The organism is Ancylobacter polymorphus (genome assembly GCF_030813495.1).
Taxonomy (GTDB): Bacteria; Pseudomonadota; Alphaproteobacteria; order Rhizobiales; family Xanthobacteraceae; genus Ancylobacter; species Ancylobacter polymorphus.
Genome location: NZ_JAUSUI010000007.1, coordinates 104,251 through 117,654 on the forward strand (window position 1 = coordinate 104,251; position 13,404 = coordinate 117,654).

The 13,404-nt window shown below is 70.1% G+C and carries 11 protein-coding genes; 6 read left to right on the forward strand and 5 right to left on the reverse strand.

The window, feature by feature from the left end; all coding sequences use genetic code 11:
• Positions 1-112: 112 nt before the first annotated feature.
• Positions 113-2,944 carry a TIGR02302 family protein gene (locus J2S75_RS16945; RefSeq protein ID WP_307021521.1) on the forward strand — a complete coding sequence of 944 codons (2,832 nt, stop codon included), beginning with the start codon at positions 113-115 and terminating at the stop codon, positions 2,942-2,944.
• A 141-nt stretch (positions 2,945-3,085) separates the two neighbouring features.
• Here the strand turns inward: J2S75_RS16945 and hpt are convergent, their stop codons facing one another.
• On the reverse strand, positions 3,086-3,673 hold the full coding sequence (gene hpt, locus J2S75_RS16950; protein ID WP_244450250.1) for a hypoxanthine phosphoribosyltransferase: 588 nt from the start codon (positions 3,671-3,673) through the stop codon (positions 3,086-3,088).
• A 192-nt stretch (positions 3,674-3,865) separates the two neighbouring features.
• On the opposite strand from hpt, the gene ftsE reads away from it, so the two are divergent.
• From ftsE to J2S75_RS16970, 4 genes are all read left to right on the forward strand, one after another.
• Complete coding sequence (gene ftsE / locus J2S75_RS16955; RefSeq protein WP_307021523.1) at positions 3,866-4,525, forward strand: cell division ATP-binding protein FtsE; 660 nt, start codon at positions 3,866-3,868, stop codon at positions 4,523-4,525.
• A gap of 34 nt (positions 4,526-4,559) precedes the next feature.
• A complete protein-coding gene (locus tag J2S75_RS16960) occupies positions 4,560-5,537 on the forward strand; it encodes a cell division protein FtsX (protein ID WP_307021525.1) in 978 nt (325 codons plus the stop codon).
• 14 nt (positions 5,538-5,551) lie between these two features.
• Entirely contained in the window at positions 5,552-6,229 is a 678-nt protein-coding gene (locus J2S75_RS16965) for a YdcF family protein (protein WP_307021527.1), read from the forward strand.
• Positions 6,230-6,318: 89 nt separating this feature from the next.
• A complete protein-coding gene (locus tag J2S75_RS16970) occupies positions 6,319-6,642 on the forward strand; it encodes a hypothetical protein (RefSeq protein WP_244450252.1) in 324 nt (107 codons plus the stop codon).
• A 117-nt stretch (positions 6,643-6,759) separates the two neighbouring features.
• Here the strand turns inward: J2S75_RS16970 and J2S75_RS16975 are convergent, their stop codons facing one another.
• A complete protein-coding gene (locus tag J2S75_RS16975; protein WP_307021529.1) occupies positions 6,760-7,317 on the reverse strand; it encodes a gamma-glutamylcyclotransferase in 558 nt (185 codons plus the stop codon).
• Positions 7,318-7,537: 220 nt separating this feature from the next.
• Here J2S75_RS16975 and J2S75_RS16980 point away from each other — a divergent pair, with 220 nt between their 5' ends.
• Complete coding sequence (locus J2S75_RS16980) at positions 7,538-8,623, forward strand: DUF2125 domain-containing protein (protein WP_307021531.1); 1,086 nt, start codon at positions 7,538-7,540, stop codon at positions 8,621-8,623.
• 64 nt (positions 8,624-8,687) lie between these two features.
• On the opposite strand, the gene edd is transcribed toward J2S75_RS16980, so the two are convergent.
• From edd to zwf, 3 genes are all read right to left on the reverse strand, one after another.
• Positions 8,688-10,526, reverse strand: coding sequence for a phosphogluconate dehydratase (gene edd / locus J2S75_RS16985; RefSeq protein WP_307021533.1), 1,839 nt, complete (start codon positions 10,524-10,526; stop codon positions 8,688-8,690).
• A gap of 93 nt (positions 10,527-10,619) precedes the next feature.
• Positions 10,620-11,312, reverse strand: a complete 693-nt coding sequence (gene pgl / locus J2S75_RS16990) for a 6-phosphogluconolactonase (RefSeq protein ID WP_307021535.1) — start codon at positions 11,310-11,312, stop codon at positions 10,620-10,622.
• 237 nt (positions 11,313-11,549) lie between these two features.
• Positions 11,550-13,025 (reverse strand): glucose-6-phosphate dehydrogenase, encoded by a 1,476-nt coding sequence (gene zwf / locus J2S75_RS16995; protein WP_307021537.1) that lies wholly within the window; start codon positions 13,023-13,025, stop codon positions 11,550-11,552.
• Positions 13,026-13,404: the final 379 nt, after the last annotated feature.

The window sequence follows — 13,404 nt, forward strand, 5'->3', positions numbered from 1 at the left end:
GTGATGATGGGCTGAGCCTGCCCGTTCCGGCGGCAGGACTGGCGCGCCCGCCTCGCCATGTTAAGGTGACGCTGGGGCTGGTGTGGACCTGAGAGCGTCGGAGGTCGGCCGCGTGACGGCAACACCGGATGGAACGGAAGGCGAGGGCCGCCCGGCGGCGGAGGTGAACCCGCGTGCCGACAGGGCGCGGGCGGACGCCCGGCTGCAGGAATTTCGCGGGACCGAGCTCGGCGCTGCCGAGGCGCGCATGGGCGCGGCGCTGCGGCGGGCGCGCGGCGTGCTGCTGTGGGAGCGGGTCTGGCCGGCCATCGTCGCCTTTGCGGCGGCGCTCGGCGTGTTCCTCATCGCTTCCTGGCTCGGCCTGTGGCTCGCACTGCCGCCGCTCGGCCGCATCATCGGGCTCGGTCTCTTCGCCGCCCTGTTCGCCCTGGCGCTGGTGCCGGCGTTCCGCATTCGCCCGCCCTCTGCCGGCGAGGCGCTGTCGCGGCTCGACCGCGAGAGCCATCTGCCGCACCGACCGGCCACCGCACTGTCCGACCATCTCGCCTCCAAGCCCGACGACCCCGTCGGTGCCGCGCTGTGGCGGGCGCATCTGGCGCGGATGGCGGCGCAGATCGGCAGCCTGCGCGTCGGCATGCCCGCGCCGGGCGTCGCCGCCCGTGATGGGCGGGCGCTGCGGGCGCTGGTGCTGCTGGGCGTGATCGCCACCTTCTTCATGGTGCCGGGCGAGCATCTGCGCCGCATCGCCTCCGCCTTCGACTGGGCCGAGCTGGTGCCGCCCAAACCCTATCGCGTCGATGCCTGGGTGACGCCGCCCGGCTATACCGGCCGCGCGCCGATCCTGCTGCCGGGCTTGCGCTCGCAGGAGGTGGCGCAGGGTACGGCGGCCGCACTGCCGGATGCCGGCGCCACCTTTGAAGCGAGCGCGATGACCGTGCCGGCCGGCAGCGAGCTGGTGGTACGCATCATCGGCCTCGCCGATGCAAAGCTGGTGACGCAGGGCGGCCTCGCCGCCGCCGCGCCGAAGGAGGGCGAGGCGCCGGTGCCGACGACGGGCGCGGCACCTTCGGCCTCCGCTCCTCCTTCCTCTGCCACCCCGACGGCGGCGGCTTCCGGCGACGAGCGGCGCTTCGTCATCGCCGCCGATGGCAGCGCCCGCATCGAGGCGCCGGACGGGCGCTTCGTCTCCTGGCATTTCCGCGCCCAGCCGGATGCGCCGCCGACCATCGAACTGACCAAGGAGCCGCAGGCCTCCGGCAACAACGCGCTGTCGCTGAGCTACAAGGCCGAGGATGATTACGGCATCGCCAGCGCCGAGGCGCGCTTCACCGCCCTGCCGCCGGCCCCGCCGCTGCACGGGCTGAAGAATGCGCCTGCGCCCGCGGCGCCACGCCCGCTGGTGGACGCGCCGAATTTCCCGCTGCCGCTGGTCGGCGGCCGCTCCCGCGCGGCGACCGGGCAGACCACCAAGGACTTCACCGAGAATCCCTGGGCCGGCACGAAGGTGGAAATGGTGCTGGTGGCGCGCGACCAGGCCGGCAATGTCGGCCAGTCCAAGCCGCGCAGCTTCATCCTGCCGCAGCGCGGCTTCTCCAACCCGCTGGCGCGGGCGCTGATCGAGGAACGGCGGCTGCTGGCGCTCGACGCCAATGAGCGCGAGCGGGTGCAGGCGGCGCTCGACGCGCTTGCCATCGCGCCGGAAGTGTTCACGCCGGAACCCTCGCATTATATGGGCCTGCGCACCGCCTATTTCCGTCTCGCCAATGCCCGCAGCGACGAGGATCTGCGTGGCGTGGTCGACTATCTCTGGGAAGTCGCGGTCCGCATCGAGGATGGCGACCTCTCCGATGTCGAGAAGCGGCTGCGCGACGCGCAGCAGGCCTTGCAGAACGCGCTGGAGAACAACGCCTCCGACGAGGAGATCGCGCGGCTGACGCAGGAACTGCGCGATGCCATGAACGAGTTCATGAAGGCGCTCGCCGAGGAGGCGCAGCGCAACCCGAACCGCGCCGACAACCAGCCGATGGACCCCAACACCCGCACGGTCCGTCCGCAGGATCTGCAGAAGATGCTCGACCGCATCGAGGACATGGCGAAGAACGGCGCCCGCGACGCGGCCAAGCAGATGCTTAGCGAGTTGCAGAACATGCTGAACGGCCTGCAAGCCGGGCGGCAGCAGCAGCGCCAGCAGCAGGGGCAGAGCCAGATGTCCCAGTCCATGGATCAGCTCGGCGACATGATCCGCCGCCAGCAGCAGCTGCGCGACCGCACCTTCAAGGAAGGGCGCGACGGCCAGCAGGACCAGGCGTTCAACGAGTTGAAGCAGAACCAGGAGCAGTTGCGCGAGCAGCTGCGCCAGCTGCGCGAGAAGATGCAGCAGGCCATGCGCGACCGGGGCCAGCAGGGCCAGCAAGGGGAAGGCCAGCAGGGTCAGGGCCAGCAAGGTCCGCAGCAGGGCCAGGACGGCGAAGGCCAGCCGGGGCAGGGTCAACAGGGCCAGCAAGGCCAGCAGGGACGCGGCCAGGGTCAAGGGCAGGGCATGCCGGGCGAGAGCGGCCTCGGCCAGGCCGAACAGGCGATGCGCGAGGCCGAACAGGCGCTGGGCGAGGGTGACGGCACCGGCGCGGTGGACGCCCAGAGCGAGGCGCTACAGGCGCTGCGCCGAGGCGCCCAGCAGATGGCCGAGGCGATGCAGCAACAGCAGGGCGGTCCCGGCGGCGAGGGGCCGGGCGGCCCCTCCGGCCAGACCGCCGAGCGCACCGACCCGCTCGGCCGGCCGATGCGCTCGCGCGACTATGGCGACGACAACACGGTGAAGGTGCCGGAAGAGATCGACATGCAGCGCGCCCGCCGCGTGCTGGAGGAACTGCGCCGTCGCTTCGGCGAGCCCGACCGCCCGCGCCTCGAACTCGACTATCTCGAAAGGCTCCTGCGCGACTTCTGAGGTCCGTCCGTCATCCCGGAACGGCCGCAGGCCGTATCCGGGAGCGGCTGCCGATGCTGGTAAGCTGGCTCGGCAGGCGATCCCGGCTCTCCGCTTCGCTGCGGCCGGGATGACGTCGGGAAATGCGTGCCGCCGCCGCCGCTATTTCTCCGCCTCGGGGATGTAGCCGATGAAAGGCAGCTGGCGGAAGGCGTGAGAGACATCCATGCCATAGCCGACGACGAAATAATCCGGGCATTTGAAGCCGACGAAATCGGCCTCGATCTGCACCGCGCGCTTGTGCGGCTTTTCCAGCAGCACGCAAACCATCACCCGGCGCGCGCCGCGCGCCGCCAGCAGGTCCTTGGCGAAGGCCAGCGTGCGGCCGGATTCGAGGATGTCGTCGATCAGCAGCACGTCGCGCCCGCGCACATCGGTCTCGATGTCGCGGAGCACGGTGACATGGCCGGAGGAGATGCGGGCGTCGCGGTAGCTCGACAGGGTGATGAATTCCACCTCCGGCGCCAGCCCGGCATGGTGCATGGAGCGGATGAGATCGGCGGCGAAGACGAAGCTGCCCTTGAGCACCGCGATCACCACCAGCTTCTCCGGCGCCGCCCCGACGATCTCCTCGACCAGCTCGCGGTTGCGCTCGGCAATGGTCGCGGCGTCGAACAGCACCTCGATCCGGGCATCGTGATAGGGATGTCCGGCCTCGGTGGCGGTCGCGGCGGTATTTTCTTCGGTCATCGGCTTCCTCTTGCGCGGCAAGTGACACACCCTGTGCTTTGCCGGCAGGATGAACGGGCCGTCCTCGCGCGTCCAGCCGGGTTTCCCATTACCGGCTCGCGAGGCCTGTCTTTTGCGACGCCGCGCACACGCTATGTTAGAGGTCGCGCCATCAGAATCAGCGGGCGGCATGTCCCGTCGAAGGATTGAGTCTTGGTTCGCTTCGAAAATGTCGGCCTGCGCTACGGCATGGGCCCGGAGGTTCTGCGGGATGTCACCTTCGGCATTCCCCCGCATTCCTTCCAGTTTCTCACCGGGCCGTCCGGCGCCGGCAAGACGACGCTGCTGCGCCTGCTGTTCCTGTCGCTGCGGCCGACGCGGGGGCTGATCACCATTTTCGGGCGCGATGCCGCCAAGCTGGCGGCGGACGAGACGGCGGCGCTGCGCCAGCGCATCGGCATCGTCTTCCAGGATTTCCGCCTGCTCGACCACCTCAGCACCTATGAGAATGTCGCGCTGCCGCTGCGTGTGCAGGGGCGCGAGGAGGCGAGCTATCGCGCGGAAGTGACCGAGCTGCTGCACTGGGTGGGGCTGGGCGAGCGCATGCATGTGCTGCCCCCGGTGCTCTCGGGCGGCGAGAAGCAGCGCGCCGCCATTGCCCGCGCGCTGATCAGCCGCCCGGAAATCCTGCTGGCGGACGAGCCGACGGGCAATGTCGATCCCAGCCTGGCGCGCCGTCTGCTGCGCCTGTTCCTCGAACTGCACAAGAGCGGCACCTCGGTCCTGATCGCGACCCATGACATCGGGTTGATGGACCAGTTCGACGCGCGCCGCCTCGTTATCAATCAGGGGCGCCTGACCGTCTATGACTGACAAACGACCCACGTCATCCGGACGGCTGGCAGCGATGACCGGGCGCCTGCGCGCGCCGGCGGCGGCGCCCGAGGCCGAGCGGGCGACCCGGCCCGGCCCCAGCGCCCCCGCGGCGAAATCGGCGGCGCAGCGTCCCATCGTGCCCAGCACGACGGTGACGACGCGGGCGCTGATTGCGGTCATCGCCATCATGACCTTTCTCGCCGGCATCACCATCGGCGCGGTCTCGGCGGTGAGCAATGTCGCGGCCGAATGGACGGCCGACATTGCCCGCGAAGCGACGATCGAGATCAAGCCGGGCGACGGGCTCGATCTCGACGCCGCGCTGGCCAAGGCGGTGGAACTCGCCAAGGCGACGCCGGGAATCGCCGAGGCGAAGGCGCTCGATCCCGCCGCCACCGCCCGTCTGCTGGAGCCCTGGCTCGGCGCCGGGCTGGACCTTGCCAATCTGCCGGTGCCGCGGCTGGTCACGGTGACGCTGGCTGCCTCGGCGGATGCGCAGACCCTGCCCGCCTTGCGCGAGGCGCTGACGCGGCAGGTGCCTTCCGCCAGTCTCGACGACCACCGGCTCTGGGCCGAGCGGCTCGCCGCCACCACGCGCACCGCGATGACGATCGGCCTTGCCGTGCTGGCGCTGGTCGCCACCGCCACCGTGCTGTGCGTCACCGTGGCCACCCGCGCGGCGGTGGAGGCGGCGCGCTTCGTGGTGGAAGTGCTGCATTTCGTCGGCGCGCGCGACACCTTTATCGTGTCGGAATTCCAGCGCCACTTCCTCACCGTCGGCCTCAAGGGCGCGGCGGTCGGCGGCGGCGCGGCGGTGGCGCTGTTCTTCCTCGGTTCCACCGTGCCGTCCTGGCTGCGTGTCGACCAGCAGGTCGACACCTTTGTCGGCGCGATGACCATCGACGCGCGCGGCTATGGCGGCATTGTCGGTGTGGCGGTGCTGGTGGCGCTGGTGACGACGCTGACCTCGCGGCTGACCGTCTACCGCACGTTGCGCGGCATCAGCTAGGGCGCGCCGTGTCCATGCTCTCCCCTACCGATCCCGCCCGCGCGCCGATGCCCGGCCGCTCCCGCCGCTGGCCTTGGCTGTGGATCATCGCCGCCGTGCCGCTGGCGGCGCTCCTCGCCTTGCTCGTCGGCTTCGCCGTCTTCGTCGCCGGGATCGAGGGTCGCGAGGCGCAGGCGGGGCGCGCGGCGGACGGCATCGTGGTGCTGACCGGCGGATCCGAGCGCATCGCGGAAGCCACCAATCTCCTGCTGGAAGGGCGGGGCAAGCGCCTGCTCATCACCGGCGTGCATCCCGACACCACGCTCAATGAGATCGTGCGCACCGTGCCGGCGACGCGCGAGGCGCTGGAATGCTGCGTCGAACTCGGCCGCTCGGCGCTGAACACGCAGGGCAACGCCATCGAGGCCGGCGAATGGGCCAAGGCGCAGCATTTCCGCTCGCTGCTGGTGGTCACCTCGGCCTGGCACATGCCGCGCGCGCTGGTGGAACTGCGCCGCACCACGCCGGGCATCACGCTGGTGCCCTACCCCGTCGTGCCCCGCCGCGCGGAGGAGAACAGCGGGCCGAGCTTGGCCGGCCTGCGGCTGCTGGCGGTGGAATATGTGAAGTTCCTCGCCGCCTCGCTCGGGGTGCGCGCCTGGCCGGCGGTGACATCGCAAATGCGTGAAACAGGGCGGTTACCGCCGCCTTAACGGGGCTTGTCAAGGGAACCTTCAGCATCTTCGCGGATTCCTCCACAGACAGTGTTGACGCCGCAAACAGATGTTCTAGATTTGTTCCCATGATGACACGCGACACCACCCGCTTTGATTCGCTTGAGGACGCCGGCCCGCTCAGCGCCAGCGGTTTGCTGGCGCGTCGCTTCCGCCTCTGGCGCGGCACCGATGGCCGCCGTCAGGTCTATTCCGTCTATGCCGCGGAGGAGGCGCCGGACTACCCCGCCGCCGTCGCCATCGCGGTACGGATGGAAGGCACGCGCCGCATTCCGGTATGGGCCGGCCCGGCCGGGGCCAAGGCCCGCAGCGCCGCCATGGCCACCGGCGCGCAGGAAATCCATCTGCGCGTGCTGCCCGACGCCGAAAGCGGCACGCTGGCGCCGATGTGACCGGCGCGTCCGGACCTAGATCATCTCGCCGTTTCACGGAAACAGTGAAATGATCTAATTCTTTGTTTTGTCGCGTTTTCTTCACGCGAACCGGTATCCACTTCGCTCGAAAACGCTCTAGAGCCGGGCGACCAGCCAGTTGATCTCCTCGTCGCGAATGCCGAGTTCGGCCAGGTGCCGGGCGGTGGCGGTGACATAATCCGCATTCGGCCCGCCCACGCCGTGCCCCTGGCGGATGAGATGCAGCCGCTCCTCCGCCGTGATCTGCCCGGCATATTGCGCGTGGCCGCGATCGACCAGGAACACCACCGCTGGCACGGCGCGGGTGCTTCCATCCTTCAGCCACACCCGCCGCACGGCTTCACGATAGATGTTCGTCACCTGCTCGCGCTCGCGCAGATAGGCGAGCGTCGCCTCCGCCTGTTCCGGCGCGACGCGGAAGGCGATGCCGACGCAGGCGCCGCCACGGTCCAGCCCGAGCACCAGGCCGGGCCTTTCCGGCGTTCCCCGCCAATGCACCGATTTCACGCAGAAAGACCGATGCGCGCCGATGAGCTTGCCGGGCACACGTTCTTCATAGGCGAAGCCCGGATTCCACATCAGCGAGCCATAGCCGAAGACCCAGAGCGGTTCGCCGGGTGCGAAGGCATGGAGGACATGGCCGGCGGCGGGCATGGCGGGCACCTGCGAGGCTCTGACGATGGACGGCGAGCGGGGGGAATCGGCGCCGCCGCCGCTCGCCGCTTCTGCTTGCCCGGCTCCGCGTTCTGGTGCAAGCGCCGCGCATGACCTAAACCCACACCTGGCCGGTGCGGGGAACCCCTGGCGCCCCTCGCGCCTTAAGCCTGCCGTATCGGCGTCCGAGCCTGCGCCCGCCCGCCACTGGAGTCCGCCCATGACCTCATCCGATGTCCGCCCCGCTCCGGCCGCCCCCCGCCGCCGGTGGCTGATCGCGCTGCCCTTCGCCGCGCTGGTGCTGCTGGGCATTGGCTGGTCCTTCGTCTGGCAATGGAGCGCCGGGAGGGCGGAAGCGGAAATCGACGCGTGGATCGCCCGCGAGGCGGCGGAAGGGCGGAACTGGGCCTGCGCCAGCCGCGAATTCGGCGGCTTTCCCTTTCGCTTCGAGCTGATCTGCAACGCGCCCACCGTCACCTTCACCGGCCCCGAGCCGTGGACCGCGCGCATGACCCGCGCCCATGCGGTGGCGCAGGTGTGGAACCCCCAGCACATCATCGCCGAATTCGAGGGGCCGTCGGTGCTGACGCAGTCGACCAGCGGGCGCGAGATCACCGCCAGCTGGTCGCTTTTGCAGGTGAGCGGGGTCGGTCGCGACGGCCGCGCCGAGCGGGTCTCGGTCTCGGCCAATGATTATTCGCTCGCCGAGGCCGGCACGACGGTGTTCTCCGCCCGCCATGCCGAGCTGCATGTGCGCCACCACCCCGGCGAGGCGGCCGGGACGCTCGACATCGCGCTCGGCTTCACCGGCGCCAGCGGCATGGCGCTGAGCGCCACGCCCCGCACCGCCGGCGTCGCCGCCGCCCAGGCGGCGGCTCAGGCGTCAAAGTCGGTCGATGGCGAGATGCAGGTAAGCGTGACGCAGGTGCCGCCTTTCCGCTCCATGCCCGCCGCCGAGCGCCTGGCGCTGTGGCAGCAGGCCGGCGGCCGCGTGCAACTGCAGCTCGCCCGCATCACCGGCGGTGGCGGGGCGCTCAGCGCGTCCGGTGAACTGGGGCTCGATGCCCAGCGTCGCCCGGATGGGCGGGTCGACCTCGCCGTGGTGAAGGCGCAGCCCTTGTTCGCGGCGATGGCGGCGGCGGGGCTGCTGCCGGATTTCCTCGCCAATCTTGCCCCCGCCATGATGATGGCGGGCATGCCGACCACCGTGGATGGGCAGAAGGCGAGTTCCTTCCCCTTCGTGTTCCGCAACGGGCAGGTGATGCTCGGCGTGCTGCCGCTGGGCAAGATCGGCCCGCTGTACTGAGGCGGGCGTCATCCCGGACGGCCGTAGGCCGATCCGGGATCGCGCGGACGTGCAGCTTCTGCGTTCACACCGCGAAGATGCTCGCCCCCGTATCCGCCGTTCCGACCGAGGCCCGGAAGGCGGCGAACAATTCGCGTCCGACGCCGACATGGGAGGGGGCGAGATTGGCCGGGGCCGGAGCGCGCTCCGCCCATGTTTCCGGCTCGACCAGCACGGTGAGCGTGCCGGCCACCGCGTCGAGGCGGATCAGGTCGCCATTGCGGATCAGGGCGATGGCGCCGCCATCGGCGGCTTCCGGCGTGACATGGATCGCCGCCGGCACCTTGCCGGAGGCGCCGGAAAGGCGCCCGTCGGTGACGAGCGCGACGTTGTGTCCGCGATCCTGCAGCACGCCGAGCGGCGGCATCAGCTTGTGCAGCTCCGGCATGCCATTGGCCTTCGGTCCCTGGAAACGCACCACGGCGATGAAATCGCCGGTGAGTGATCCTGCCTTGAAGGCGGCCTGAAGCTCCTCCTGGCTGTGGAAGACGCGGGCCGGCGCTTCGATGATGTGGCGTTCCGGCGCGATGGCGGAGGTCTTGATTACCGCCCGGCCGAGCTCGCCGGACAGCAGCTTGAGCCCGCCCGTGGGCTGGAACGGCTCCCCGGCCCCGCGCAGCACCGCCGTGTCGCCGCTCGCCTCGGCGCCCTCGCGCCAGCCGAGCGTGCCGTCCTCGCGCAGCACCGGCTCCTGCGTATAGGCAGCGAGCCCGCCGCCCCACACGGTTTCCACATCCGCATGCAGCTTGCCGTCGGCGAGCAGTTCGCGGATGACGAAGCCCATGCCGCCGGCGGCGTGGAAATGGTTCACATCCGCCTTGCCGTTGGGATAGACACGGCACAGCAGCGGCGTCACCTCGGCGAGGTCGGAGAAGTCGTCCCAGGTCAGGGTGATGCCGCCCGCCGCCGCCATGGCGACGATGTGCAGCGTGTGATTGGTCGAGCCGCCGGTGGCGTGCAGGCCGACAATGCCGTTGACGAAGGCCTTCTCGTCCAGCATGCGGCCGACCGGCACATAATCATTGCCGAGCGCGGTCATTGCCATGGCCCGCTCCGCCGCCGCCGTGGTCAGCGCCTCGCGCAGCGGCGTGTTGGGGTTGACGAAGGAGGCGCCGGGCAGATGCAGGCCCATGATCTCCATCATCATCTGGTTGGTATTGGCGGTGCCGTAGAAGGTGCAGGTGCCCGGCCCGTGATAGGACTGGCTCTCCGCCTCCATCAGCGCCTCGCGCCCGACCTTTCCTTCGGCGAAGAGCTGGCGGATCTTCGCCTTCTCGTCATTGGGCAGGCCCGAGGTCATCGGCCCGGCGGGGATGAAGACTGCGGGCAGATGGCCGAAGGCCAGCGCGCCGATGACGAGGCCCGGCACGATCTTGTCGCAGATGCCGAGGAACACGGCGGCGTCGAAGGTCTGGTGCGACAGGGCGACGGCGGTGGAGAGCGCGATCACGTCGCGCGAGAACAGCGACAATTCCATGCCGGCCTCGCCCTGGGTGACGCCGTCGCACATGGCGGGCACGCCGCCGGCCACCTGCGCCGTGCCGCCGGCGCGCCGGGCGGCGGCGCGGATCAGCGCCGGATAGGTCTCATAGGGCTGGTGGGCGGAAAGCATGTCGTTATAGGCGGTGACGATGCCGAGATTGGCGCCGGCGCCTTCGCGCAGCATCGCCTTGTCCGAGGGGCCGCAGGCAGCGAAGCCATGCGCCTGGTTGGCGCAGCCGAGCCTGGCCCGGCTCGGCCCGCGTTCGGCGGCCTCAGCGATCCGTTCGAGATAGCGCGCACGGGCGTCGCGCGAGCGCGTGGCGATGCGCGCGGTGACCTCGCCGATGCGGGCATTCACATGGGACGGAATGGCAGTGGCCATGCGGCTCTCCTCAGGGTCGTCGGCGGCCGGCAGGTCCGGCCGGTCTTCGGTGGCGGCGGCCCGGGCGGGCCGCCGAAGCAGGTACCGGCCTTCTTATGGGCACCAGAAGATGTCGAGCGCGGGCTTCGCCCGCAGCACGGCGCGGATCGGCATCTCGGTCGCCGGACCCTCGCCCAGCGCCTTTTCCAGCACCGGCTTCTTCGCCTCGCCCTCGATATGCAGCGCCAGCGCGTCGGCGGCGAGCAGGACGGGCAAGGTGAGGGTGATGCGCGGCTCGCCGGCATCGGGCGCGCGCATCGGGATGAGGCCGAGCGGCGCGTCGGGGTCTATGGCGTCGTTCAGATGGTCGCCGCCGGGGAAGAAGGAGGCGGTGTGGCCATCGTCACCCATGCCGAGAATGGCGCAGGCAAGCGGCCAGGAGATGTCTTCCAGCGCCTCGTTGACGGCGAACAGGCCGTCTTCCGGGGTGGGGGCGTCATTGGCGAGCGGCACGAATTTCGCGCCCGCCGCCCTGTTCTGGAGCAGATGCTGGCGCACCAGCCGGGCGTTGGAACGCTCCGAGGTCTCGCGTACCCAGCGCTCATCGACCAGGGTGACGGCGATCTTGTCCCAGGGCAGGTCGCGGGTGGAGAGCTCTTCGAAGAAGCGGGTGGGGGTGCGCCCGCCGGAGACGGCGAGGCTGGCCATGCCGCTGCGGGCGACGCGGGCGGCGAGCGCCGCGCTGGCGAAATCGGCGACCGCGCGCGCCACCTCAGTGCTGTCCTTCAACTCGTGCAGTTCCGGCATGCCCGGCAGTCTCCCTCTCGTGCCGGCCCCAGGCCGGCGCCTCTACGGATCGCGGCGCCTGAGGCGCCAGCGGTCAGTATAGGGCAGTTGTGCGACGACCGGAGACCGGCCGCCGCACGTCTGGTTGAGCGCCCACGGGTCCCGGCGGGGCGCGGTGGTCACGGCCGGCGCCGGTCAGGCGCCGTCTTCGAGCCCCAAGGCGCCGGTCAGGCGCTGTCTTGGAGCCAAAGGCGCCGGTCAGGCGCCGTCTTCCAACCACGTGCGGCCGTCGCGTTCGATGAGGGCGATGGCGGCCGAGGGGCCCCAGGTGCCGGCGGTGTAGGGGCGCGGCGGCTCCTTGGCGTTGCGCCAGGCTTCCAGGATCGGATCGACCCATTTCCACGCCGCCTCGACCTCGTCGCGGCGCATGAACAGGGTCTGGTTGCCGCGCACCACATCGAGGATCAGCCGCTCATAGGCGTCCGGGTTGCGCACCTTGAACGCCTTGGCGAAGCTCATGTCGAGCGGCACATGGGTGAGGCGGATGCCGCCGGGGCCGGGATCCTTGATCATCAGCCACAGCTTCACGCCCTCATCCGGCTGCAGGCGGATGACGAGGCGGTTGGACTCGATCGGGCCGACATTGGCATCGAACACCGAGTGCGGCACCGGCTTGAAGCCGACCACGATCTCCGAGACGCGCGAAGCGAGGCGCTTGCCGGTGCGCAGATAGAACGGCACGCCGGCCCAGCGCCAGTTCTCCACCTCCGCCTTGACCGCGACGAAGGTCTCTGTGCTGCTGGTGGAGGAGCCGAGCTCGTCGAGATAGCCGGGCACCGCACCGCCCGCCGAGGCCCCGGCGCGGTACTGGCCACGCACGGTGACGGCGGCCATGTTCTGGTCGTCGATAGGTTTGAGCGCGCGCAGAACCTTCAGCTTCTCGTCGCGCACCGCGTCGGCGTCGAGCGAGGCGGGCGGTTCCATGGCGACGAGGCAGAGCAGCTGCAGGATGTGGTTCTGCACCATGTCGCGCATGGCGCCGGCGGTGTCGTAATAGCCCGCGCGCTCCTCCACACCCAGCGCTTCGGCGACCGTGATCTGTACATGGTCGATATGCGCGTTGTTCCACAGCGGCTCGAACAAGGCGTTGGCGAAGCGCAGCGCCATCAGGTTCTGCACTGTCTCTTTCCCGAGATAGTGGTCGATGCGGTAGACGCGGTCTTCCGGGAAGATGCGGCCGATCTGCTGGTTGAGCGCCACGGCCGATTTCAGATCCTTGCCGATCGGCTTCTCGATGACGACGCGGCCGTTCTCGGCGAGGCCATATTTCCCCAGCCGCTCGCAGATCGGGCCGAAGAGATGCGGGGCGGTGGCGAGATAATAGACCGGGATATGCTCGGGGAAGGCCTCGACGCGCTGGGCCAGCTCCGACCAGCCCCCGTCGGCGTCGGCATCGGCGGCGACATAGGAGAGGCGGGCGAGGAAGCGGTCCACCTCCGGCCCTTCCAGCTCGTTGCCGGGAATGTGGTCGGTCAGCGCCTGCCGGGCGAAGGCGCGGAACTGCTCGTCGCTGAGCGCGCGTCGGGAGACGCCGATAATGGTCGCGTCGTCGGGAAGCTGCCCGTCGAGATCGCGATGAAACAGGGCGGGAATCAGCTTGCGGCGCGCAAGGTCGCCCGTCGCCCCGAAGACGGTGAGGGTGAAGGGCGCCACCGGAATTACGCGGCTGGTCATAGGGACTGTGTCTCCATGGCGTCCCGCTGTGGGACGGGAGGTGGGTCGGTCCGTCTCGTGCCCCTGGGGGCGGGGAGTCGTTTCACGCGACTCCTAGCAAAAACGATTCCGCGCCGCGACCGGCGCGGGTGGCCTGTGGCGGTCGTGGCGCGGGGGCGGGGGAGGAGCCGTTTCAGCGGCGGCTCTGCCTTCCGGCCCGTGCGGAAAATGTGTTGCAACGCAACAATATGGCGAGAAAGTGGGCGAGTTCGGGGCGAAATCGGGCGGAAGGCGGCTGTGCAAGTATTCGCGCGCCCGGTCATCAAGGCGATGGCTCGATGCCGGCCTTTGCGGCGAGCGCCGGGCGACTTAAGGGAAGTGGGCCGGCATGGTGCTCAAG